Raw genomic sequence first — 23,775 nt, 5'->3', positions numbered from 1 at the left:
ACTGCGAAGGCCCGCATCCGACAACCGCTACGCGTCCTCCGCGAGTTCAAGCCAGCGCATCTCCAGCTCGTCCTTCTCCCCCGCCAACGCCCGCAGTTCCGCGTCGAGTTCGGCCACCTTGGCGAAGTCCGTCGCGTTGTCGGCGATCTGCGCGTGCAGCTTCGTCTCCCGCTCGGAGAGCTTGTCCAACTGCCGTTCGATCTTCTGGAGTTCCTTCTTCGCGGCGCGCGCGTCGGCCGCGGACACGGTCTTCTCCGAGGCCGAGGCGGCGGCCTTGGCGGCGACCGGCGAGGCCGCCGCGGCGGCCTCCTCCATGGCGTGGCGCCGCTCCAGGTACTCGTCGATCCCGCGCGGCAGCATCCGCAGCGTGCCGTCACCCAGCAGAGCGAACACCCGGTCCGTCGTCCGCTCGATGAAGAACCGGTCGTGGGAGATGACGATCATCGAGCCGGGCCAGCCGTCGAGGAGGTCCTCCAGCTGGGTGAGGGTCTCGATGTCGAGGTCGTTGGTGGGCTCGTCCAGGAACAGGACGTTGGGCTCGTCCATCAGCAGCCGCAGCAACTGGAGCCGCCGCCGCTCACCGCCGCTGAGGTCGCCGACCGGCGTCCACTGCTTCTCCTTGTTGAACCCGAAGGTCTCGCAGAGCTGCCCCGCCGTCATCTCGCGCCCCTTGCCGAGGTCGACCCGGTCGCGGACCTGCTGCACGGCCTGGAGCACCCGCCACTCGGGGTCGAGTTCGGCGACCTCCTGGGACAGGTAGGCGAGCTTGACGGTCTTGCCGGTGACGACGCGTCCCGCGACCGGCTGCTTCTCGCCCTCGCTGCGGGCGGCGTCGGCCATGGCCCGCAGCAGCGAGGTCTTGCCGGCGCCGTTGACGCCGACGAGGCCGATGCGGTCACCGGGGCCGAGCTGCCAGGTCAGATGCTTCAGCAGCACCTTCGGCCCGGCCTGGACCGTGACGTTCTCCAGGTCGAAGACGGTCTTGCCCAACCGGGTCGACGCGAACTTCATCAGCTCGCTGGTGTCCCGCGGCGGCGGTACGTCCGCGATCAGCTCGTTGGCCGCCTCGACGCGGAAGCGGGGCTTCGACGTACGGGCGGGGGCGCCGCGCCGCAGCCAGGCCAGCTCCTTGCGGACGAGGTTCTGCCGCTTGACCTCCTCGGTCGCGGCGATCCGCTCCCGCTCGGCCCGCGCGAAGACATAGTCGGAGTAGCCGCCCTCGTACTCGTAGACCGAGCCCTTCTGCACGTCCCACATGCGGGTGCACACCTGGTCGAGGAACCAGCGGTCGTGGGTGACGCAGACCAGCGCGGAGCGACGCTCCCGCAGGTGCTTGGCCAGCCAGGAGATGCCCTCGACGTCCAGGTGGTTCGTCGGCTCGTCCAGGACGATCAGGTCCTGCTCCTCGATGAGCAGCTTGGCGAGCGCGATACGGCGCCGCTCACCGCCGGAGAGCGGGCCGATGACGGTGTCGAGGCCCTGCGGGAAGCCGGGCAGGTCGAGGCCGCCGAACAGCCCGGTGAGGACGTCCCTGATCTTGGCGTTGCCCGCCCACTCGTGGTCCGCCATGTCCCGGATGACCTCGTGCCGGACGGTGGCGGCGGGGTCCAGGGAGTCATGCTGGGTGAGCACGCCGAGGTGGAGGCCGCCGGAGTGGGTGATCCGCCCGGTGTCGGCCTCCTCCAGCTTGGCGAGCATCCGGATGAGGGTGGTCTTGCCGTCCCCGTTCCGTCCCACGACTCCGATCCGGTCCCCTTCGGAGACGCCGAGCGAGACCCCGTCGAGCAGGGCGCGGGTGCCGTACACCTTGCTGACGTTCTCGACATTGACCAGGTTGACGGCCATTACTCTCCTGCCACGGGGACGATCGACCCTCCAGGGTAGTCGGCGACCGGCCCCTGCCGGGGGGACGGGTGGGGTCGGCGGGTGCGGGTGGGTGGGGGGCTGGTCGCGCAGTTCCCCGCGCCCCTGAAAAGCGGCCGGGGCTGCGCCCCGTGCTTTTCATGGGGAGGGCGGGCCGCAGGCCCGTCCCTCCAGGGGCGCGGGGAACTGCGCGACCAGCCCCCACTCACCCGCACCCGCCCGACAACAGTGGCCCCCGAGCTACTAGGCGCCCCGCCCCACCCGCTCCACCAGCAGCCACCCCGCGAGGGTCATCCCCACCGCCGCCGGGGCCGTCACCTGGACCGCGATCAGCAGAGCCGTCCGTCCCTCGAAGAGTCCGCCGAAGCCGACCATCGACAGCCCGAGGACGCCGAACAGGCAGAGGGTCACGCCGAGGGCCGCGGCGATCCCCGCGTACCCGGCACGCGCCGCCGGCCCGGCGGGGCGATCCTGCCCGCCGCGGGCCGCGGGCCGTTCGAAGCCACGGAACGCGGCCACGAGCACGGCCGTCAGCACGGCCGCCGCAGCGAGCCGCAGGGGCAGCTGGGCCCACCAGGCACCGGTCGCCGGGACCGGCAGAGCCGTGTCGAGGGCGAGCAGCACCCCGTACACGCCGAGCATCGCGGTCAGGTGCCACAGGAACGCCGTCATCGAGATGCCGTTGGCCGCCACGACCGCCCGCCACACCCTCGGCCGCTCCAGCCATCGCGTGACCGGCCCGCGCACCCATTCCACCGCGCCGACCAGCCACACCCCGTGGCACAGCAGCGCGAACGTCGGCGGCGCCATGTTCGACACCTTCTCGCCGGGCATCCCGACCATCGACAGCGGATACGGCCCGTACGCCACCAGCAGCGCGGCCCCGGCGAGGCCCGCCCCGGCGAGCAGGTACGGCCGCGTCAGCATGCCGTCGGCGCGCAGGAATCCGAGCTGGTGGACGGCGAGCCAGACGAAGGCGAAGTTCAGAAACTCGACGTACGGCACACCGAGCGCGAAGCGCAGCACGTCCACGGCGGCGGCCGCCGCGACGAGCCCGCCGAACGCGCCCCACCCCCATCGCTCGTGCAGCCTCAGCAGCGGCGGGGTGAACGCCACCATCGCCAGGTAGATCCCGATGAACCACAGCGGCTGCGCCACCAGCCGCAGCGCCACGTCGAGCAGTCCGCCGCCCTGTCCACCGAGGTGCAGGAGGACGGCGGCGGCGCCCCACACCCCGATGAACACCATGGTGGGCCGCAGCAGCCGCTGGAGGCGGGCGCGCAGGAAGGCCGGGTAGACGGAGGCGGCCTCCGGGGCCTTGCGGCGCAGGGAACGGTAGGAGAGGGCGTGCGAGAAGCCGCCGACGAAGAAGAACACCGGCATGATCTGCAACGCCCAGGTGAGGATCTGCAGCCGTGGCTCGACGGCGAGGAGGTTGCCGACCTCCACCCGGCCGTCGCCGCCCGTCGTCACGGCCGCCATCAGCCAGTGGCCGAGGACGACCGTGCCGAGCGAGGCGACCCGCAGCAGGTCGACGTACCGGTCACGGCTGGACGGGGTGGCGGCGGCGAGTGCGCTCGCGCTGACGCTGGCAGTCATGGGAGTACGGTCGCGCGGCACCCCGGGCGGCGGGCAGCGCTCAGGTACTCAAGTCGGGTCTGAGTACGTGCGGTTGGGCCCCCGTGGGGCCCGGGCGCTACGGGAGGATCGTCGCGCCCGGCGCAGGGGAGGCGGCCACGCGGGCCGCCTTGCACACGCCGGCGGTGCGGAGCCCCTCGGCGACGGTGTGCGCCGAGGCGGCGTCACGGGCGAGGAAGGCCGTGGTCGGCCCGGAGCCGGAGACGAGGGCGGCGAGCGCCCCGGCCGCCCGGCCCGCGGCGAGGGTGTCGGCCAGCTGCGGGAACAGGGAGAGGGCGGCGGGCTGGAGGTCGTTGGAGCCGGGCAGGAACGCCGCGAGGGCGTCGACGTCGCCCTTGGCGAGCGCGTCGAGCAGCGTCTGGGAGGCGACGGGCTCGGGTACCTCGTCGTTCTCGTGGAGCCGGTCGAACTCCCGGTACACGGCCGGGGTGGAGAGCCCGCCGTCCGCGACCGCGAACACCCAGTGGAAGACGCCGCCCACCTCCAGCGGCGTCAGCCGCTCGCCGCGCCCGGTGCCGAGCGCCGCCCCGCCCACCAGGCTGAACGGCACGTCGCTGCCCAACTCGGCGCAGATGTCGAGGAGTTCCGCACGGGAGGCGCCGGTCCCCCACAGCGCGTCGCACGCGACCAGCGCGCCCGCGGCGTCCGCGCTGCCGCCGGCCATGCCGCCCGCCACGGGGATGTCCTTGGCGATGTGCAGCCGCACGGCCGGGTCGATGCCGTGGCGTGCGGCGAGGGCGAGCGCGGCCCTGGCGGCGAGGTTGGTGCGGTCCATCGGGACCTGGTCGGCGCCGGGGCCCTCGCAGGTGACGGTCAGTTCGTCGGCGGGGGTGGCGGTGACCTCGTCGTACAGCCCGACGGCGAGGAAGACGTTGGCCAGGTCGTGGAACCCGTCGGGGCGGGCGCCGCCGACCGCGAGCTGGACGTTGACCTTGGCGGGCACGCGGACGGTGACGCTCACGACGGGCGGGACTCCTCGGTGTGCTGGGCGTGCTGGGCGGTGTCGAGGGCGTCGGCGTCGGCGCGGTTCTCGGCGATCGCGGCGAACTCCTCGACGGTCAGGGCCTCGCCGCGGGCCTGCGGGGAGACACCGGCGGCGACGAGCGCGGCCTCGGCGGCGGCGGCGGAGCCCGCCCATCCGGCGAGGGCGGCGCGCAGCGTCTTGCGCCGCTGGGCGAACGCCGCGTCGACGACGGCGAAGACCTCGGCCTTCGTCGCGGTCGTCTTGATCGGTTCGGTGCGGCGGACGAGCGACACGAGGCCGCTGTCGACGTTCGGCGCCGGCCAGAAGACGTTCCGGCCGATCGCGCCGGCCCGCTTGACCTCCGCGTACCAGTTCGCCTTCACCGAGGGGACGCCGTACACCTTCGAGCCGGGCCCGGCGGCGAGCCGGTCGGCGACCTCGGCCTGCACCATCACCAGGGTGCGCTCGATCGTCGGGAACGTGTCCAGCATGTGCAGCAGCACGGGGACCGCGACGTTGTACGGGAGGTTCGCGACGAGGGCGGTGGGCGCCGGGCCGGGCAGCTCGGCGACGTGCATCGCGTCCGAGTGCACGAGGGCGAAACGGTCGGCGCGGGCCGGCATCCGGGCGGTGATCGTCGCGGGGAGCGCGGCGGCGAGGACGTCGTCGATCTCGACGGCGGTCACCCGGTCGGCGACCTCCAGCAGCGCGAGTGTCAGGGAGCCGAGGCCCGGTCCCACCTCCACGACGACATCGTCCGGGCGGACGTCCGCGGTGCGCACGATCCGGCGCACCGTGTTCGCGTCGATCACGAAGTTCTGGCCGCGCTGCTTGGTGGGCCGCACACCGAGCGCTGCCGCGAGTTCGCGGACGTCGGCGGGGCCCAGGAGGGCGTCGGGGGTGGGGCTGCTCACGAGCACCAGGGTACGGGGGCCGGGCGCCTGGTAGCTCGGGGGTGCGTGTTCGTTGGCGGGTGCGGGTGGTGTGTGGTTTCTCGCGCAGTTCCCCGCGCCCCTGAAGGCTTGGGCCTGCGGCCCGCCCTTCATCCTGAAAAGCACGGGGCGCAGCCCCGGTCGCTTTTCAGGGGCGCGGGGAACTGCGCGAACAACCCCCACTCACCCGCGGCCGCCAACGAACACGCACCCCCGAGCTACCAGGCGCCCCGCTCATCCCGAAGGCGCGCACCGCTCATCCCCGAAGCCGCGCCCCGCAGTGGGGCCACGGGCTCGCCCCCCGCTGCGCGTACAGCTTCTTCGCCCGCATCGTCTGTTCCGCTGCCGACGCGTCCTGGGGGCGGCCCCGGCCCCCGAGGCTCTGCCAGGTGTGCGTGTCGAACTGGTAGAGCCCCCCGTACGTGCCGGACGGGTCCACCGCGTTCGGCCGGCCTCCCGACTCGCACGCTGCCAGAGCCGCCCAGTTCAGCCCGTCCGCCCCGGCCACGGACGTCGGCAGCCGCTTCGTCCCCACCTTCACGATCCGGTCCTGCGGCTCCCGCACCACCTCGGTCCGCATCAGCCGGGGCCGCTGGGCGACCCCGTTGACCGTGCGGAGCGCGTACGTGACACGCCGGGTCCCCGGCCGGCCGGCCCGCTCGACGACCTCGGTGCCCTGGAAGAGCGAGGGGTTCTCGGTGCGGTGCACCCGGAACGGGATCGGCTCCTCCCGCACCTCCGTCGAGCCGGTCACCCGCAGCACGGTGACCGTCTGCCCGTCGCGGGGGAAGCTCGTCGGCGGGACGGAGGTGGTGTCCTGTTCGCGCAGGGTGACCCCGGCCTCCGCCACGGCCTCCCCGACCGTCGCCGCGTTGGTGCGGACCGTCCGCGTCCGCCCGTCCGCCATGACGGTGACGGTCCGCTCGGTGCGCACGTCCAGTTCCAGGCCCGCGCGCCCGATCCGCTGGGAGCGCGAGGTGGAGACGTACGCGCCCTCCGCGCGCACCCCGAGCTGCTGGAGCGCCCCGTCGACCGTGCGGGCGGTCGTCCACACCTCGCGCCGGTGGCCGTCGAGGGTGAGGCGGACGGGCCGGCCGTAGAGCACGGCGACCTCGTCGCCGCTGGTCAGGGCGGTGCCGGGGGCGGGGGCGACGACGTCGTGCGTACCGAAGGCGACGCCCTCGTCGGCGAGGAGTTCGGCGACGTCGTCGGCGAAGGTGTGCAGGGTGCGCGGCTTGCCGTCGACGGTCAGCTCGATCGCCTTGTCCTTCGCCACGAACGCGGAGGTCCCGCCGGCGAGGAACGCCACCACCAGGGCCTGCGGCACCAGCCGCCGCAGCGAGCCCGGCCGGTCCGCGGCCCGTCTGCGCCGCACCGCCTGCCGGGAGCCGCCGGGCCCCGCCGGGCTGCCCGCCTCGGTGTCCGCTCCGGCCTCGTAGGCGGGGCGGTAGGTGTCCCCCGGGACGCCCGTGTCCCCGTGGACGCCGTACGGCCGGGTCTCGGCGTCGTGCGGCTGCGGGCGCGGGCGCGGCGGCTCGGGGGTGTCGTACGTCCGGTGGGTGTCGTAGGTCTCGTACGGCGACGGCGGTGAGGACTTCACGTTGCTCACGACGACACGCTCCAGAGGCGATCCGGGTCCGGGTCGGGCGACGTGAACCTAGCGGACGGCGGTCACCCTCCCAAGCAACGCGGTCACACAGTGTCGCGACACGGGGGCGCTCATCATCTTTTCGCGTCCCCCGTACGGCCGACGGGGCGTGATCCGTCAGTAATCGAACGCCCTCGCCGTGTTCGCCGCGATCGCCGTCGCCAGGGCGTCCTCGTCGATGCCGCGCACCGCGGCCATCGCCCGGACCGTGACCGGAATGAGATACGGCGCGTTGGGCCGTCCGCGGTACGGCGCGGGCGTCAGGAACGGCGCGTCGGTCTCCACGAGGACGAGTTCGAGGGGGGCGACGGCGAGGGCGTCGCGCAGCGGCTGCGCGTTCTTGAAGGTCATGTTCCCGGCGAAGGACATGAAGTAGCCGTGCTCGGCGCAGATCGCGGCCATGGCGGCGTCGCCGGAGTAGCAGTGGAAGACGGTCCGCTCGGGCGCGCCCTCCTCCTTCAGGACGCGCAGCACGTCCTCGTGGGCGTCGCGGTCGTGGATGACCAGGGCCTTGCCGTGCCGCTTGGCGATCTCGATGTGCGCGCGGAACGACCGCTCCTGGGCGGCCTTGCCCTCCGGGCCGGTCCGGAAGTAGTCGAGCCCCGTCTCGCCGACGCCCTTGACCTGCGGCAGCGCGGCCAGCCGGTCGATCTCGGCGAGCGCCTCGTCGAGGGCGGCGTCACCGCCGGCGGCGCGCGCCCCCTGCCGGGACCAGCCGTCGGGGTCGCCGTGCACGATGCGCGGGGCCTCGTTGGGGTGGAGGGCGACGGTGGCGTGGACGGCGTCGTACCGGGCGGCCGTCTCGGCGGCCCACCGCGACCCCTTGATGTCGCAGCCGACCTGCACGACCGTCGTCACCCCCACGGAGGCGGCCTTCGCGAGGCCCTCCTCGACGGTGCCGGACTGCATGTCCAGATGGGTGTGCGAGTCCGCGACGAGCACCTGGAGGGGTGCGGGCAGCGGGGGCGCGGCGTTCTTGTCCTGCTTGGCGGAGGCGGTGCCGGAGTCGTTCGAAGGCATGCCCCGATCCTACGAATCGCCGGATCGGGGCATGCCCTCAAGGCTCGCCGGGGGGAGGACGGCTCGCCTTGCGCAGGCTCGCCGGGGGTCAGCTCGCCTTGCGGTGGAAGGGGTGCAGGAGGTCGGAGAGGTGCCAGTGGTGGTGTCCGGTGGCCGGCTTCTCACCCGACGGTGCCTCGGTCCGCCCGGCCTCCGTCTCGTCGGACGGGGTCTCGACCGGGCGGGGCTTCGGCACGGTCCGGCGCCGCTCGGCGTCCCGCACCGAGGAGACCTGGCCGGCGCGCATGATCCGTACGACATGACCGTCGCAGTTCTGGCAGGTGGGCCGCGACAGCGGCGACGGCACGACATGACCGTCGGCCACGTACATCACGAAGTCGTGCCCCTGGGCGTCGTTGTGGTGCTCTATCTCGTACGACTGCTCCCAGCCGTGCCCGCAGCGCATGCAGGCGAACGAATACGACTCGTGAACGACAGCGGTGGCGGTGCTCCGTAGTACGGCCCGCTCTGCGATCTCGGTCATGCCAGCTCCTTTTGTCCGCTGGACCGTGAGGACCTTGTATGCCCTCACGACCAGTGGACGCCCGGGGCGGGGCCGAATGCACCCGACCTGCCGTCTGTTGAAGCCGATTTGGCCTCCCTTTGTGGGAAGACCCCCCGTCCGAGACCCGCGCTTTGCATGGCTTTACCGGGGCATGGGAGCGGTCCCTCGGAGTGCGGGTGGGTGGGGGCTGATCGCGCAGTTCCCCGCGCCCCTGAAAAGCGACCGGGGCTGCGCCCCGTGCTTTTCAGGATGAAGGGCGGGCCGCAGGCCCGTTCCCTTCAGGGGCGCGGGGAACTGCTCGAGCAACCACGAACCACCCGCACCCGGCAACGAACCCGCACCCCTACGGCGCCCCCCGCTTTGCGGCAACGACCGCGTCGAACACCTCCCGCTTCGGCACCCCCGCCTCCACCGCCACCGCGGCGATCGCCTCCTTGCGCCGCTCCCCCGCCTCCTCCCGCACCCGCACCCGTCGGACCAGCTCGGCCGCGTCCAGTTCCTCCGGGCCCTTCTCCGGCGCGCCCTCGACCACGACCGTGATCTCGCCGCGCACCCCCTCCGCCGCCCAGGCGGCCAGCTCTCCGAGGGGGCCCCGCTTGATCTCCTCGTACGTCTTGGTCAACTCGCGGCAGACCGCGGCACGGCGCCCCGCGCCGAAGACCTCGGCCATCGCGGTGAGCGTCGCGTCGAGGCGGTGGGGGGCCTCGAAGTAGACGAGGGTGCGGCGCTCGTCGGCGACCTCGCGGAGCCGGCCGAGCCGCTCGCCCGCCTTGCGCGGCAGGAAGCCCTCGAAGCAGAAACGGTCGACGGGCAGACCGGACAGGGCCAGTGCGGTGAGCACGGCGGAGGGGCCGGGGACGGCGGTGACCCGGATGTCCTTCTCGACAGCCGCCGCGACCAGCCGGTACCCGGGGTCGGAGACCGACGGCATCCCCGCGTCCGTGACGAGCAGTACCCGCGCGCCCCCGGCCAGCGCCTCGACCAGTTCCGGGGTGCGCGCCGCCTCGTTGCCCTCGAAGTACGACACGATCCGGCCGCTCGGCTGCACACCCAGCGCCTGGGTGAGCCGGCGCAGCCGCCGGGTGTCCTCGGCGGCGACCACGTCCGCACCGCTCAGCTCCTCGGCCAGCCGGGGCGGGGCGTCCGCGACGTCGCCGATGGGAGTACCTGCCAACACAAGGGTTCCTGTCACACCCCCCATCCTCCCAGCCGCTCGGGCAGGCGGGCGAAGCGCGGGAGGCGACGGGGCCACATCCCCGACGCACGGGACTCCCACAGCGGCGTTCCCTACGATGGCGCGGTGACCAGTACCGCGTCCTCCACGGACACCCGGCAGGACCAGGCCACCGAAGACCAGCGGCCGTCGTGGCAGCAGCGGCTGCGCCGTTTCGGCTACTCGGCGCCGCGCAGAAGCGACGTGAGCGCCCGGCTCGTGCCCCCGTACACCCGGCCCGGCCCGCGTTTCTGGGCCTCGATCGGGGTGGGCGAGGGTCTCGCCGAGCGCCTTGTGCGCTGGTCGGCGTGGGGCGGTCCGCTGCTGGTGACACTGGTCGCGGGGCTGCTGCGGTTCTGGCACCTGGGCAACCCCAAAGCGGTGATATTCGACGAGACCTACTACGCCAAGGACGCGTGGGCGATCGTCCACCGCGGATACGAGGTCAACTGGGCCAAGAACGCCAATGAGCTGATCCTCCAGAACAACGGGAACGTGCCGATCCCCACGGATGCGGCGTATGTGGTGCACCCGCCCGTCGGCAAGTACGTCATCGGTCTGGGCGAGCTGATGTTCGGGTTCAACCCGTTCGGCTGGCGCTTCATGACGGCCGTGCTCGGCACGCTGTCGGTGCTGATGCTGTGCCGGATCGGCCGCCGGATCTTCCGCTCGACGTTCCTGGGCTGCCTGGCGGGCGGGCTGATGGCGGTGGACGGGCTGCACTTCGTGATGAGCCGCACGGCGCTGCTCGACCAGGTGCTGATGTTCTTCGTGCTGGCGGCCTTCGGCTGTCTGGTCATCGACCGGGACAAGGCACGCGCGCGGCTGGCGGCGGCCCTGCCACGGGACGGCGACGGGGTCGTACGGCCCCACCCGCTCGTCGCGGAGACGACCCGGCTGGGCCTGCGCCCGTACCGGCTGCTGGCGGGGCTCTGCCTCGGCCTGGCCTTCGGCACCAAGTGGAACGCCCTGTACTTCCTGGTGTTCTTCGGAATCATGACGGTGCTGTGGGACTACTCGGCGCGCAAGGTCGCCGGTGCCCGTCAGCCGCTGATCGCAACGCTCCAGCGCGACCTGGGCTGGGCGTTCCTGTCGACGGTCCCGGTGGTGATCGTCACCTATCTGGTCTCGTGGACCGGCTGGATCGTCTCCCCGGACGACGGCACCGGCGGCTACTACCGCAACTGGGCGGCGACCGAGGGCAAGGGCGGCTGGTTCGCCTGGCTGCCGGACTGGCTGCGCAGCCTGTGGCACTACGAGCACGCGGTCTACGAGTTCCATGTGGGCCTGTCGTCGCCGCACACGTACCAGTCGAACCCGTGGAGCTGGATCATCGCCGGCCGGCCGGTCTCGTACTTCTACGAGTCGCCGCCGCCCGGCACGGACGGCTGCCCGACCGACACCGTCGAGAAGTGCGCCCGCGAGGTCCTCGCCATCGGCACCCCGCTGCTGTGGTGGGCCGCCGCCTTCGCGACCCTCTACGTCCTGTGGCGCTGGCTGTTCCGCCGCGACTGGCGCGCCGGCGCCATCGCCTGCGGGATCGCCGCCGGGTACCTCCCCTGGTTCCTGTACCAGGAACGCACGATCTTCTACTTCTACGCCGTCGTCTTCCTGCCCTTCCTGTGCCTGGCCGTGGCGATGCTCGTCGGCGCCGTCCTCGGCCCCGCGGCGGCCACGGAACGCCGGCGTGTGGCCGGCGCCGCCGCGGCGGGCGTGCTCGTGCTCCTCATCACCTGGAACTTCATCTACTTCTGGCCGCTGTACACCGGGCAGCCCATCCCGATCGACGGCTGGCGTTCACGGATGTGGCTGGATACCTGGGTCTAGGTGTTCAGGGCCTGTCGGGGCGCGCCTGCCGGCACGGGCCGATCAGCACACGTTGGCCGTCGAGTTGGCCCAGAAGACGAGGAACGACCAGGTCTGGGCGCCGATGGTGCCGTCGACGACGATGCCGGCGCACTGCTGGAACCGCTTCGTCGCCGCACTGGTGACGGGTCCGAAGTTCCCGTCCACGGCCAGCCTGGGTCCCGTCATCGAGTTGTTCAGGTAGCACTGGGCCTGCCGGACGGCGCTGCCCGACGAGCCGATCTTCAGGGTGGGCCGCTGGATGGTCTGGTTGCAGACGTCCACGGTCCCGTGCGTGACGGGCCTCTCGGGTGCCGCCGCGCGCGCCGTCGTCGTGCGCGCCGGGGAATCAGGGCTCTGGGGTACCGCTATGGCCGCGCCTCCCGCGAAGACCAGCGAGGCGGCCAGGGTCACGCAAGTGGTCGAGCGTCGCATGTCTCTCGCCTCCAAGAACCACCCCCGGGAAACACCCCCAGTACCACCGTGCACTTCAGCCCCATGAGTCGCATCCCGGCGACCGGCCCCGGTCCGCACCGCGATCGGCGTTCGCGTATGTGGAAAGGCGTCCGGGGCTAACGATTCGGGGAACACCCGTCCCGTTCGTCACCCGACGCGCTTACAGTGAGGCGCGGCAAGCGATTTCTGAACATGTTCAAAGCGGTCCGGGTCAGCTGCCCGGACCGCTCACGGGGAACGAACGGGGAGAGGTCATGCGCAAGGGGGCCAAGGTCGCCATAGTCGGCGGCGTGCTCGTGGTGCTGGTGGGGGGCGCCGGGTACGGGGCGTACAACTTCTTCGACGCGCTGAACGACGGGACGGGCACGGAGAGACGGACGGGCCCGCCGAGTTCCGACGAGGTCGCGGAGACCACGGAGAAGTTCTTCGCCGCGTGGGAGAAGGGCGACACGAAGACGGCGTCGTCGTACACCAACGACGCGGTGGGCGCGGGGAGGTTGCTCGGGGAGTACGCCGGCGCCGCGCGGATCGGCGAGGTGCGGATCGCGCCGGGCGAGCCGACCGGGGCGGGCGGCCGGACCGTGCCGTTCTCCGTCCGGGCGACGGTGTCGTACAAGGGGAAGACCGAGAAGCTCGCGTACAAGAGCCGGCTGACCGTGGTGCGGGGCGAGACCACCGGGCGGGCCCTGGTCGACTGGGCGCCGTCCGTCGTGCACCCGGACCTCAAGAAGGGCGACGAGCTGTACACCGGGGAGGCCGGGGCGCCGCCCATCAAGGCCGTGGACCGTGACGGCGCCGTCCTGACGAAGGAGAAGTACCCCTCCCTCGGGCCGATCCTGGACACCCTGCGCGAACGCTACGGCGACAAGGCGGGCGGCACCCCCGGCATCGAGCTGGCGATCCGGCACACCGCCACCAACGCCGCCGACACCCCCCTGCTGACCCTCGCCGAGGGCAAGGCGGGCGAGCTGAAGACGACGATCAGCGCGAAGGTGCAGGCAGCCGCCGAGAAGGCCGTCGAGAAGTACGCCGAGTCGTCCGTGGTCGCCGTCAAGACCGGCACCGGTGAGGTGCTGGCCGTCGCCAACCACCGCGGCGACGCCTTCAACGCGGCGTTCGAGGGGGAGGTGCCGCCCGGCTCCACCATGAAGATCCTCACCGCCGCCACGCTCATCGACAACGGCGTGGCCACGATGAACGGCCCCGCGCCCTGCCCCGACACCGCGACCTGGCAGAGCCAGACCTTCAAGAACCTGCCGGGGATGAAGCCCGACGAGTCGTCCGGCGCGACGCTCGCCAAGGCGTTCATGCGGTCCTGCAACACGGCCTTCATCAAGCTGATCGACGAGGACCCGATGGACGACGCCTCGCTGACGAAGGAGGCGCGGGAACGGTTCGGCCTCGGCAGGGACAACTGGAAGACGGGCATCACCTCCACCGACGGCACGGTGCCGGAGTCCGTGGGGCCGGACCGCGCGGCCAACGCGATCGGGCAGGGCCAGGTCACGATGAACCCGCTGAACATGGCGTCGGTGACGGCCACCGCGATCACCGGCAAATTCCGCCAGCCGTACCTGGTCTCGCCCGACCTGGACGACCGCGAACTGGCCACGGCACGGGGCCTGGACCCCGCCACCGCCTCGCAGCTCAAGCAGATGATGAAGCTCACCGCGACGTCGCCGCAGGGCACCGCCGCACGCGTCATGTCCGGACTGACCGGCGACATCGGCGCGAAGACCGGCTCCGCGGAGGTCGACGGACAGGACGTGGCGGACAGTTGGTTCACCGGCTTCCGCAACGGTGTCGCCGCGGCGGCGATGGCGGAGGCGGGGGGCCGCGGGGGCGAGGCGGCGGGGCCGATCGTGGTGGACGTACTGAGGGCCGGAGGCTGACGGGGCGGCGTTCGGGATGCGCCGTGGGGGATGCGGTTTCGTCGCGGAGTGCGGGTCGGTGGGGGCCGTTCGCGCAGTTCCCCGCGCCCCTGAAGGCTTGGGCCTGCGGCCCGGCCTTCATCCGGTGGCGCCGTTGAAAAGCACGGGGCGCAGCCCCGGTCGCTTTTCAGGGGCGCGGGGAACTGCGCGAGAAACCACACACCACCCGCACCCGCCGTCTCACAGTCACCCCCAACCCCTGAGGCACCCGGCCCCGAAGCTCTAGGGTGGGGGTCCTCGTTGTGCGCAACGAGAGGCAACCGCAGCGGAAGGTCGGGAGCGTGGGTAAGAGAAGGCGTGTCGACGATCGGAAGTCGGCGAGGCCGGCACGGCCGGACTCGGCGCACACGGCACCGGCCCCCGCGCCGGCACCGGTGCCGTCGGACCCGGCGAAGTCACCGGCGAGGTCCCGGCGCCCCGCCGTCCTGGCCGGCGCGGCGGTCGTCGCGCTCGGCGGCGGCGCCTTCGCCGTGTACTCCGTGTTCGGCGGCGGCGCGTTCGCCGAGGACCGCTCGTCCGCCGGCGACGCCAAGCCCGTGAAGACCGGCCCCTTGTCCGCCGCCGAGGTCCGGACCGCCACGACCGCCTTCCTCACCGCCTGGCAGAAGGGTTCCGTCGCCAAGGCCGCCGCCGCCACGGACGACTCCGCGGCGGCACGCACCGCGCTGACCGGCTTCGCCAAGGACGCCCACGTCAAGGACGTCACCCTCACCCGCGGCAAGCGCGCGGGTGACGACGTCGCCTTCTCGGTCAAGGGCACGGTGTCGTACAAGGGCACGGACAAGCCGCTGTCGTACACGTCGTCCCTGACCGTCGTGCGGGCCGAGAAGGACGGTGAACCGGTCGTCGACTGGCGGCCGTCCGTCGTCCACCCTGAGCTCGGTGAGGGCGACCGGCTGGTCACCGGTGAGGCGGGGACGCCCCCGGTGAAGGCCCTGGACCGGGACGGCGGGGAGCTGACGGCGAAGAAGTACCCGTCGCTGGGCACGGTCCTGGACGGGCTGCGGGAGAAGTACGGCAAGAAGGCCGGCGGCAAGGCGGGCGTCGAACTGCGCGTGGTGCGCGCGAAGGCCGAGAAGGGCAAGCAGAAGAACGCCGACAAGACGCTGCTGGAGCTGAGCGAGGGCACGCCCGGCGAGGTGAGGACGACCCTCAGCCCGTCCCTCCAGGCCGCCGCGGAGCAGCAGGTGAACACCAGGAAGCGGGCGTCGGTGGTCGTGATGCGCCCGTCGACCGGCGAGATCCTGGCCGTCGCCAACTCGGGCCACGGCTTCAACGTGGCCTTCCAGGGCTCCCTCGCCCCCGGCTCCACCATGAAGATCGTGTCGTCCGCGCTCCTCATCGACAAGGGCCTGGCCTCGGCGAACAAGGTCCACCCGTGCCCGAAGTACTCGTCGTACGGCGGCTGGAAGTTCCAGAACGACGACAAGTTCAAGATCAACGGGGGGACGTTCAAGGCGAGCTTCGCCCGCTCCTGCAACACCGCCTTCATCTCGCAGGCGAAGAAGCTCGACGACAACTCGCTGACCCTGGAGGCCCAGCAGGTCTTCGGCCTCGGCATGAACAACTGGGCGATCGGCGTGCCGACCTTCGACGGCGCGGTGCCGGTGCAGAGCGCCGCCCCGATGGCCGCCTCCCTGATCGGGCAGGGCGGGGTGCGGATGAACCCGCTGAACATGGCGTCCGTGGTGTCGACGGCCAAGACGGGCGTCTTCAAGCAGCCCTACCTGGTCGCCCCGTCCGTCGACGGCCGCACCCTCGCGACCGCCTCCCGGCCCATGTCGGGGACCGTCCGCTCGCAGCTGCGCGAACTCCTTCAGTACACCGCCGCGGCGGGTACGGCGGCCGAGGCGATGGCGGGCCTCGGCCCCGACTTCGGCGCGAAGACCGGCTCGGCGGAGGTCGACGGCCAGAAGGAGCCCAACGGCTGGTTCACCGCATGGAAGGGCGACCTGGCCTCCGCCGGCGTCGTCCAGGAGGGCGGCCACGGGAGCGAGTCCGCGGGCCCGATCGTGGCGGCGCTCCTCAAGGCGGGCAGCCGCTGAGCGCGGCGGTTCAGGTCCCGGGCGCGTCCGCCCGCTGCGCGGAACGGTCCTGGACCGCCCTCTCCTCGTACCCGTCGGAGGAGGCCGCGAGGCACCAGTCGAGCATCGACGGCCAGGGCCCGTAGCCCGAGTCGGGGTTGAGGTGGGCCTCGCCCGGCAGTACGTCGACGGGCAAGCCCAGCGGTTCGGCGTACGCGGTGGCCGCGCCCTGCGGGCAGTACGGGTCGTTGTCGGTGCCGACGACGCGGGTGAACGCGGCGGCCGCCGCGACCCGCTCCGGCTTCAGCGGCGGCGGGGCGAACTCGGCGATCTCCGGGTTCTCCAGGGCGACCTCCGCGGACGGCGGCGCGACGAGGACGACCCGCTCGACCGGCCCGGACAGGACGTCGTCGCGGGCCACGGCGTGCAGCCACAGCAGACAGGCGAGGCTGTGGCACACCACGGTGACCCGTCTGCCCGCCAACTCCCCGAGCAGCGCGTCCAGCTCCGCCAGCCACCGCTCCAGATCCGGATCGTCCGCCTCCGGAAGTTGCGGGTACACCACCTCGTGCCCCAGGTCGGCGAGCCGGTCGGCCAGCCAGTACTGCCAGTGCCCGGCCGGCCGGTGGTTCTGCCAGCCGTGCAGCACGAGGAAGGCGCGGGGGGTGTGGGTCGATGTCGGCGGAGTCTCTGTCATACCCCGATCGTCGGGGAACCGGATCACTCCGGTCCAGTGCCGTCTCTGTGTCCGGACGGGATTTCGGCTGCGGGTGAGTGGGGGTTGTTCGCGCCCACGCGGCGCAGCCGCATGTGTCACCGCCCCGCGCCCCTGAAGGAACGGGCCTGCGGCCCGCCCTTCATCCTGAAAAGCGCGGGGCGCAGCCCCGGTCGCTTTTCAGGGGCGCGGGGAACTGCGCGAGAACCACGACGCACCCGCACCCGCCGAAACCACACGCACCCCCGAGCTATTAGGCGCCCGGCCACGACCGGGTAGCGCTACGGTGCCCGCCATGACCACCGACTCACAGGACACCGGCGCCCACCCCCGTTTCGCCGAGGCGCTCGACACCCTCGGCCTCACCGAACTGCGCACCCGGATCAGGCGGTTCCCGGACGCGACCCGGACCGCCGCCGAGGCCGCCGCCGCGATCGGGTGCGAGTTGAGCGAGATCTGCAAGTCCCTCGTCTTCGCCGCCGACGGCGTCCCCGTGGTCGTCCTGATGGACGGCGCGTCACGGGTCGACGTGGAACTCGTACGGCGCGAACTCGGCGCCGAGAAGGTCACCCGCGCCAAGGCGGACGTCGTCCGGGAGACGACGGGCTACGCGATCGGCGGCGTCCCCCCGTTCGGGCACCGGACCAGGACCCGGGTCCTCGCGGACCGTTCGCTGCTCGACCACGCCGTCGTGTGGGCGGCGGCCGGCACCCCGTACACCGTCTTCCCGATGGCCCCCGACGCGCTCATCGCGCAGGCGGGCGCCACCCCGGTGGACGTCCGCGAGCAGAGCGCGTGACGCCGCTGGTCACCGCGGCGGTGCTGCTCGCCGCGGTCACCCACGCCAGTTGGAACGCGATAGCCCACAACATCACGGACAAGCTCGTCGGCTTCACGCTGATATCCGGCGGCGGCGCCCTCATCGGCTTCGCGGCCGTGCCGTTCGTGCCCGTGCCCGAGCCCGCCGCCTGGCCCTACCTCACCGCCTCGACGATCCTTCACCTCTTCTACTACGTGCTGCTGATGACGTCCTTCCGGCTGGGCGACTTCGGCCAGGCGTACCCCATCGCCCGCGGCTCCGCGCCCCTCGTCGTCACCGTTCTCGCCGCCGTCTTCACCCACGAGGTGCCGGACGGCTGGGCCGCGGCCGGCATCCTGCTGAGCTGCGCCGGGCTGACCGGGGTCGCCCTGTGGGGCCTGCGCGGGGCCCGGCCGCGCTGGGCCGCGATCGGCGCGGCGCTCGCCACGGGCCTGTCGATCGCGTCGTACACGGTCGTCGACGGCCTCGGTGTACGCGCCGCCGGGTCGCCCATGAGCTACATCGCCTGGCTGATGGCGCTGGAAGGGCTGGCCGTCCCCGCGTACGCGGTGTACCGCTGGCGCGGCGAGACGGTGGCGTTGCTGCGCCCGGTCGCCGCCGTGGGCCTGCTCGGCGCCGCGCTGTCCGTGGTGGCATACGGCCTGGTCCTGTGGGCCCAGACGAAGGCGGAGCTGGCGCCGATCGCGGCGCTGCGGGAGTCGTCGGTCAAGCCTTGCTGATGCAGCAATAACTGCGCTGGTCAGAGGGCTGGACCCCGAGCACGCGCTCGACCTGCTTCATCTCGCGGTCCAAGACGCATCAGCCCTGGCTCAGCATTGGGATGCGGACCGCGATGAGTTCTGGTCCATGCGCAGGTCCATCCCTGTACGAAGTGAGAGGAGAGGCGTGATGGGTGCACCCGAAGTCCTGCTGGAAGGCGTCGTATTCGGCGAGTCACCGCGCTGGCACAACGAACAACTCTGGTTCTCCGACTGGGGCGCGAACCAGGTGATCGCGCTTGACGTCGACGGCCGCCACGAGGTGGTCGTAACCGTCCCGTCATTCCCGATGTGCATCGACATCCTCCCTGACGGGCGACTGCTCATCGTGGACTCGGCACAACGACGGCTGCTGCGCCATGAACCCGACGGATCACTCGTCCAGCATGCCGACCTTTCCAAGGTCTCGGAGAAGCCGTGGAACGACATCGTGGTCGACGACCAGGGCAATGCCTATGTCAACACCATCGGTTTCGACTTCCCCGACGGTGAGTTCGCGCTGGGGTTGATCGTGCTCGTCACGCCGGAAGGCAAAGTCAGTCAAGTCGCCGACGACCTCGCGTTCCCCAACGGCATGGCGATCAGCCCGGACGGTGGCACGCTGATCGTCGCTGAGTCGTACGCGAACCGGCTCACCGCCTACGACATCGGCAGCCACGGTGGCCTGGGTAACCGCCGTGTCTGGGCGGAGACACCCGGCGACCACCCGGACGGGATCTGCGTGGATGCCGAGGGCGCCGTCTGGTACGCCGACGTCGGCAACCAACACTGCGTTCGTCTGCGTGAGGGCGGTGAGGTGCTCGCTACGGTCGACTTCGATCGCGGCGCCTTCGCCTGCGCGCTCAGCCGGGGGGACGACCCCCGCCTGTTCGTCGTCGGCCAGGCCTGGGGCGGACCCGAGTCGCGGCACCCCAGCGGGCGGGTCGTGGCGTTTCCGGCCCCAGCACCGGGTGCCGGGAAACCCTGACCCAGCCAAGCCCGGCATCCGGCGCCGGTATTGACCGCCTTCCATGTCCGGCCTGCGGGCGGGCAACCGCATCGCGTGCGCCCAGGGGAGCTCGATCAAGCCCTGCTGATGCAGCAATGACACCCACCTGAACTGGTCGAATACCTGATCACCGCGCCCGGCTGCCCCGCTACGAGTCCCCCTGCGGCAGAGTGCTCAGATCCAGGACATCGGCCGGCAGTGGGGGCTGAATGTCCATTCGGTCGTTGAAGCCGCTGTACTTCGTGACGCGGCGGAAGTAAGGGTCCTTGTAGTCGACCCTCAGCAGGTACGGCTTGCCCTCGGCAGCCACATAGAAGGTGTGGACGCCCTCTTCGGTTTCGTCGTCCGCCACCTTTACGGGGATGACCGGCTCGCCGTCGAGCTCGGTCAAGGTTCCCCGGGTCGCCCTGCCCAACGACGAGGACAGGAACTGCCATGCGCAGTCGGCCAGGCCGTCCGCTCCCCTGGCCTCGCTCACCGGGCTCTTCAGCCAGGGTTTGTGCCGCATCGCGGGGACCGTCTTCCGTCCCCACATCTCGAGGTACATGTCGTTGGGATGGATGTAGTCCGTCTCGCCGATCCGGATCTGCTCCATCCTGGCCCTCCCGGAGCCATAGGACGCGGTCGACTTGAAGGTGCATCTGCCCTTGAGATCAGTCGTCAAGCTGCCGGTGGATCGGTTACCGGTGGTGGCCGAGGTGACATGCCTGACGATGGTCACCGAGGTGAGAGCCTTCATGGTGCGGTCGGACTCGCGGAGCAACTGGTCGGCGGAGCGCGTGTCAGCCACAGCGTCAGCCGCGTCACCGACGTCGGCGCATCCGACCGCAACAGAACCCAACAGGCACAGCGCAGCGGTGATCGTCTTCGTACGCATGGTCCCCCTGAGGTGTAGGGCGGCAGGCTACCGAAACGAACCGCTCCGCATCTTGGCAGGTCTGGCCACCCGCCCGGCAGCCATCCACGCCCCCTGAAGCAGGCCCGGCACGCTCGCCCGACCTGGCCCCAGCGACCTATGAGCAGAGATCGTCGGCTCACCGGCCTCCGGCGCAGGTCGGGGCTCATCACCCGTCACCCTCAGCCGCGCCCTGAGCGAGCGCAGGCTGTCGGCGACCGGGTGGGCGGGGGCCGCGGAGGCCGCGGCTCGGCCAGACCGTGCGTCGGCGGGCCCGGAGGAGCACTCTGGAAACAGCGGGTTTCCGGAGGTGATCGTCATGATGCACACCGCTGTGGGATGGCACATCGAGCTGGAGTTCCAGGAGGACGAACAGAAGACACGGGCGGCGGCGCTCGTACGGCTGCCCGACGGCAAAGAGGTCCGGGCCAACGGGTACGCGAGCCGCCACCACACCGACTCCAATCAGCCACGGGTCGGCGAGGAGATAGCGGGCGCCCGGGCCCTCAACGAGCTGGCCATGAAACTGCTCACCAAGGCGCACGACGAGATAGACGAGGCGACGGGCAGGACGTCCCACCCGATAGCCCTCTGAGCTGCGACATGTCCGGGTGACCGGGCGGCTGCCCGCGGCCCCGCGCGGCCGTGGGCAGCCGTCCGCCGTGTCGGTGGGGCCGTCGGGCGGTCGGCCGTGGACGGGGTGCCAAGCGACTGTGGACTGGGTGCGAACGACAGCGCGAGCCGTGTCGCGCATGCTGGGATCGCCGCTCACGGAGGGCGGCCGTCCGGTTCATCGGAGCGCGCCAGGGCATTCTGCGGGGGAGTTCTGGGGCGTCTTCGGTGTCCGGGCGGCCGCGTCTTCGCTCCGCTGGGGTGGGGCGGGGCGCCTTATGGGTCGGGGCGCGCTCTCGTTGGCGGCTGCGGGTGGGTGGGGACTGGTCGCGCCCACGCGGCGGAGCCGCATGTGTCACCGCCCCGCGCCCCTAAAGGGCGCGAAGCGCCTTTACCAGAGACTGGGCCCTCGGGTCCGCTGTGACCGTTTTGCGGTAGCCGTTGGTGACGTAGGCGAACGCCGTGGCCGTGTCCGGGTCGGCGAAGCCGAGGGGGCCGCCCCGGCCGGGGTGGCCGAAGGAGCCGGGGCCGAGGAGCGGGGACGCGGTGCCGTGCAGCATGTAGCCGAGGCCGAAGCGGGTGTTGATGACGAGGGTGCGGTCGGGGCCGGCCGACTCCTCCCCGCGGGCCGCCTCCATCGTGGCCGGGGCGAGCAGCCGTACGCCGTCGATCTCGCCGATCAGCGCGGCGTAGAAGCGGGCCAGGGCGTCCGCCGTGGCGATGCCGTTGGTGGCGGGCAGCGCCGTCGCGCGGTACGCGGGGTCGTTCTGGTCGGGGAACGGGGTGATCGCGGCGAAAGCGCGCCGGGTGAGGGAGTCGGGGTCGTCGTAGGCGGCGGTGACCGACCGCTTCGCGCGCACGCGCAGTCCCCCGGTGGGTTCGGGTGCCGACGGCAGCCGCCCGGCGCGGCCCACCCGGCCCTCGGCCGCCACCGAGTCGGGCAGACCGAGCCAGAGGTCGAGCCCGAGGGGCGCCGCGATCTCCGACGCGATCCACTCACCGGCGCCCCGGCCCGTCACACGCCGGACCAGCTCGTCGAGGAGCCAGCCGTACGTCAGGGGGTGGTAGCCGTGCGCGGTGCCGGGCTCCCAGGCGGGGGCCTGCGCGGCGACGGCGTCGGGGCCGCGGCGGGGGTCCAACGCCTCGGCGGGGGTGAGGGGGTGGTCGAGGACGGGCAGGCCCGCCCGGTGGTTGAGGACGTGCCGTACGAGGACGCCGTCCTTGCCGTGCGCCTTGAACTCGGGCCAGTAGCGGCCCACCGGGGCGTCCAGGTCCAGCTCGCCGCGCTCGGCCAGCATCAGCAGCGCGGCGGCGGCGACGCCCTTGGTGGCGGAGCGCAGGATCTGGGCGGTGCCCGGCTGCCAAGGCTCGTCGCCGTCCACGTCGCGGGTGCCGGCCCACAGGTCGACGACCTTGCGGCCGTGCCGGTAGACGACGACCGCCGCGCCCTTCTCGCCGAACGCCTCGAAGTTGCGGAGGAACGCCTCCCGCACCGGCTCGAAGCCCTCGGCGACCGTGCCGTTCACATCCACGCCGGCGCTCCGTTCCGTTCACTCGCCACGACGACGGGTGCAACGTACACGCACGGCGGGGGATTCCTCCGGCCGGGGCTCGGGGTGCAGCGCCGGACTTCCCCCATGCCCCGTGGGGCCTCAGCCCAGCACGATCGTCACGTCGATGTTGCCGCGGGTGGCGTTGGAGTAGGGGCAGACCTGGTGGGCCGCGTCCACGAGCTTCGCCGCGATGTCCTGGTCGAGGACGGGCAGGGAGACGCTGAGGGCGACGGCGAGGCCGTAGCCGCGCTGCTTGTTGGGGCCGATGCCCACCTTCGCGGCGACCGTGGAGCCGGTGAGGTCGTAGCCCTCGCGGCGGCCGACGAGGACCAGCGCGTTGTGGAAGCAGGAGCTGTAACCGGCCGCGAACAGCTGCTCGGGGTTGGTGCCGTTGCCGTCGCCACCCAGCTCGGGGGGCATGGCGACCTTCAGGTCGATGTAGCCGTCCTGGCTGCTGATGTAGCCGTCCCGGCCACCGTGCGCGGTGGCCTCGGCCACGTACATGATCTTCGCCGGACGGGTGTCCGGACGGGCCTCCGGAGGAGTGTCGGAGCGGGTCTCGACAGCGGCGCCGTCAGTCATGAATGAGCCTCCCCCAGGAAAAGCGCGCACAAGTACATCGTGCACAAGGTACCGGCTGGTAGGTGGGAGTGGTTACCAGGGGGTAGTAACCGGCGGTAACAACGAGTGGCCCCGGAGACAGGGGCGCGGTGAGCGGTGTTGCGGGGCCGCATCCGTCCCCGTCAGGTGGCCGTCTTGGGTGTGGACCGTCCCCGTCAGGTGGCCGTCTTGGGTGTGGACCGTCCCCGTCAGGTGGCCGTCTTGGGTGTGGACCGTCCCCGTGAGGCGGCCGTCTTGCGCGTCGACCGTGCCCGTCAGGTGGCCGTCTTCCGCGTCGACCGCTCCGCCCGTGCCGCCAGCTCCCACAGCTCCGCCCGCAGGCGGGCCACGTCGCCGCCCCGCAGGCCCGTGGCGGCGGCCAGTGTCTCCGGGACGGCCTCCGCCCGGTCGCGGAGCTGTTCGCCGGGCCCGGTGAGCGTGATCCGGACCGAGCGCTCGTCGCGCGCGGAGCGGCGTCGGCTCAGCAGGCCCGCCGACTCCAGCCGCTTCAGCAGCGGCGAGACCGTGCCGTAGTCCAGCCGCAGGGCGCCGGCCAGCTCCTTGACCGTGGTCTCACGTCGCTCCCACAGGCAGAGCATGACCAGGTACTGCGGGTAGGTGAGGCCGAGTTCGTCGAGCAGCGGGCGGTACGCGGCCGTGACCGCGCGCTGGGCCGCGTACAGCGCGAAGCACAGCTGCTCGTCGAGGAGCAGCGACCCGGGCCCCGCGGCGTCCTCTTGGTTCGTCACGCGCCCC

The 23,775-nt window shown here is 72.1% G+C and carries 21 protein-coding genes; 7 read left to right on the top strand and 14 right to left on the bottom strand.

The genetic code is table 11. The annotated features are described in order from the left end of the window. Positions 1–27: 27 nt before the first annotated feature. The 8 genes from M8J73_RS10385 to rsmI form a co-directional block, all read right to left on the bottom strand. On the bottom strand, positions 28–1,845 hold the full coding sequence (locus M8J73_RS10385; protein ID WP_249828509.1) for an ABC-F family ATP-binding cassette domain-containing protein: 1,818 nt from the start codon (positions 1,843–1,845) through the stop codon (positions 28–30). Positions 1,846–2,106: 261 nt separating this feature from the next. Beyond that, positions 2,107–3,462 carry an acyltransferase family protein gene (locus M8J73_RS10380; protein ID WP_249828508.1) on the bottom strand — a complete coding sequence of 452 codons (1,356 nt, stop codon included), beginning with the start codon at positions 3,460–3,462 and terminating at the stop codon, positions 2,107–2,109. Positions 3,463–3,559: 97 nt separating this feature from the next. Beyond that, entirely contained in the window at positions 3,560–4,462 is a 903-nt protein-coding gene (locus tag M8J73_RS10375; protein ID WP_055541284.1) for a 4-(cytidine 5'-diphospho)-2-C-methyl-D-erythritol kinase, read from the bottom strand. Then, on the bottom strand, positions 4,459–5,379 hold the full coding sequence (gene rsmA / locus M8J73_RS10370; RefSeq protein WP_055541286.1) for a 16S rRNA (adenine(1518)-N(6)/adenine(1519)-N(6))-dimethyltransferase RsmA: 921 nt from the start codon (positions 5,377–5,379) through the stop codon (positions 4,459–4,461). Before rsmA ends, M8J73_RS10375 begins: the two co-directional genes overlap by 4 nt. A 274-nt stretch (positions 5,380–5,653) precedes the next feature. Then, the gene (locus M8J73_RS10365) at positions 5,654–7,006 is read right to left on the bottom strand and encodes a resuscitation-promoting factor (protein WP_055543162.1); all 1,353 of its coding nucleotides are present in this window, start codon (positions 7,004–7,006) and stop codon (positions 5,654–5,656) included. A 156-nt stretch (positions 7,007–7,162) separates the two neighbouring features. Beyond that, positions 7,163–8,065, bottom strand: a complete 903-nt coding sequence (locus M8J73_RS10360; RefSeq protein WP_055543163.1) for a TatD family hydrolase — start codon at positions 8,063–8,065, stop codon at positions 7,163–7,165. Positions 8,066–8,153: 88 nt separating this feature from the next. Then, positions 8,154–8,588: a hypothetical protein gene (locus tag M8J73_RS10355; RefSeq protein ID WP_055543164.1), complete on the bottom strand. Its 435-nt coding sequence runs from the start codon at positions 8,586–8,588 to the stop codon at positions 8,154–8,156. Between the two features lie 364 nt (positions 8,589–8,952). Next, positions 8,953–9,801, bottom strand: a complete 849-nt coding sequence (gene rsmI / locus M8J73_RS10350; protein WP_249828507.1) for a 16S rRNA (cytidine(1402)-2'-O)-methyltransferase — start codon at positions 9,799–9,801, stop codon at positions 8,953–8,955. A 108-nt stretch (positions 9,802–9,909) separates the two neighbouring features. On the opposite strand from rsmI, the gene M8J73_RS10345 reads away from it, so the two are divergent. Continuing rightward, on the top strand, positions 9,910–11,649 hold the full coding sequence (locus M8J73_RS10345) for a dolichyl-phosphate-mannose--protein mannosyltransferase (RefSeq protein ID WP_055538091.1): 1,740 nt from the start codon (positions 9,910–9,912) through the stop codon (positions 11,647–11,649). Positions 11,650–11,691: 42 nt separating this feature from the next. Here M8J73_RS10345 and M8J73_RS10340 read toward each other — a convergent pair whose 3' ends face one another. Beyond that, positions 11,692–12,102, bottom strand: coding sequence for a peptidoglycan-binding domain-containing protein (locus M8J73_RS10340; protein ID WP_063799180.1), 411 nt, complete (start codon positions 12,100–12,102; stop codon positions 11,692–11,694). Positions 12,103–12,377: 275 nt separating this feature from the next. On the opposite strand from M8J73_RS10340, the gene M8J73_RS10335 reads away from it, so the two are divergent. Beyond that, positions 12,378–14,015, top strand: a complete 1,638-nt coding sequence (locus tag M8J73_RS10335) for a penicillin-binding transpeptidase domain-containing protein (RefSeq protein ID WP_249828506.1) — start codon at positions 12,378–12,380, stop codon at positions 14,013–14,015. Positions 14,016–14,479: 464 nt separating this feature from the next. Then, complete coding sequence (locus M8J73_RS10330; protein ID WP_249828549.1) at positions 14,480–16,099, top strand: penicillin-binding transpeptidase domain-containing protein; 1,620 nt, start codon at positions 14,480–14,482, stop codon at positions 16,097–16,099. A 10-nt stretch (positions 16,100–16,109) separates the two neighbouring features. Here M8J73_RS10330 and M8J73_RS10325 read toward each other — a convergent pair whose 3' ends face one another. Continuing rightward, positions 16,110–16,775 carry an RBBP9/YdeN family alpha/beta hydrolase gene (locus M8J73_RS10325; protein ID WP_055542716.1) on the bottom strand — a complete coding sequence of 222 codons (666 nt, stop codon included), beginning with the start codon at positions 16,773–16,775 and terminating at the stop codon, positions 16,110–16,112. Between the two features lie 313 nt (positions 16,776–17,088). Here M8J73_RS10325 and M8J73_RS10320 point away from each other — a divergent pair, with 313 nt between their 5' ends. From M8J73_RS10320 to M8J73_RS10310, 3 genes are all read left to right on the top strand, one after another. Beyond that, positions 17,089–17,592 carry a YbaK/EbsC family protein gene (locus M8J73_RS10320; protein ID WP_055540414.1) on the top strand — a complete coding sequence of 168 codons (504 nt, stop codon included), beginning with the start codon at positions 17,089–17,091 and terminating at the stop codon, positions 17,590–17,592. Next, positions 17,589–18,332, top strand: coding sequence for an EamA family transporter (locus M8J73_RS10315; protein ID WP_055540415.1), 744 nt, complete (start codon positions 17,589–17,591; stop codon positions 18,330–18,332). Before M8J73_RS10320 ends, M8J73_RS10315 begins: the two co-directional genes overlap by 4 nt. A 169-nt stretch (positions 18,333–18,501) precedes the next feature. Continuing rightward, positions 18,502–19,338, top strand: a complete 837-nt coding sequence (locus M8J73_RS10310; protein WP_055540416.1) for an SMP-30/gluconolactonase/LRE family protein — start codon at positions 18,502–18,504, stop codon at positions 19,336–19,338. 169 nt (positions 19,339–19,507) lie between these two features. On the opposite strand, the gene M8J73_RS10305 is transcribed toward M8J73_RS10310, so the two are convergent. Further along, on the bottom strand, positions 19,508–20,236 hold the full coding sequence (locus M8J73_RS10305; protein WP_055540417.1) for a hypothetical protein: 729 nt from the start codon (positions 20,234–20,236) through the stop codon (positions 19,508–19,510). Positions 20,237–20,573: 337 nt separating this feature from the next. Between M8J73_RS10305 and M8J73_RS10300 the strand changes: the two genes are divergently transcribed. Next, entirely contained in the window at positions 20,574–20,849 is a 276-nt protein-coding gene (locus tag M8J73_RS10300) for a DUF1876 domain-containing protein (protein WP_055540418.1), read from the top strand. Positions 20,850–21,237: 388 nt separating this feature from the next. On the opposite strand, the gene M8J73_RS10295 is transcribed toward M8J73_RS10300, so the two are convergent. From M8J73_RS10295 to M8J73_RS10285, 3 genes are all read right to left on the bottom strand, one after another. Continuing rightward, on the bottom strand, positions 21,238–22,398 hold the full coding sequence (locus M8J73_RS10295; RefSeq protein WP_249828505.1) for a serine hydrolase domain-containing protein: 1,161 nt from the start codon (positions 22,396–22,398) through the stop codon (positions 21,238–21,240). A 120-nt stretch (positions 22,399–22,518) separates the two neighbouring features. Next, positions 22,519–23,001, bottom strand: a complete 483-nt coding sequence (locus tag M8J73_RS10290; protein ID WP_055540481.1) for an organic hydroperoxide resistance protein — start codon at positions 22,999–23,001, stop codon at positions 22,519–22,521. A 293-nt stretch (positions 23,002–23,294) separates the two neighbouring features. Further along, positions 23,295–23,768, bottom strand: coding sequence for a MarR family winged helix-turn-helix transcriptional regulator (locus tag M8J73_RS10285; protein ID WP_274757628.1), 474 nt, complete (start codon positions 23,766–23,768; stop codon positions 23,295–23,297). Positions 23,769–23,775: the final 7 nt, after the last annotated feature.

This window comes from Streptomyces neyagawaensis (assembly GCF_023516595.1).
Classification (GTDB): domain Bacteria; phylum Actinomycetota; class Actinomycetes; order Streptomycetales; family Streptomycetaceae; genus Streptomyces; species Streptomyces neyagawaensis.
The sequence above is the reverse complement of the archived record's forward strand: the minus strand, read 5'-3'. Positions and strand labels throughout refer to the sequence as shown.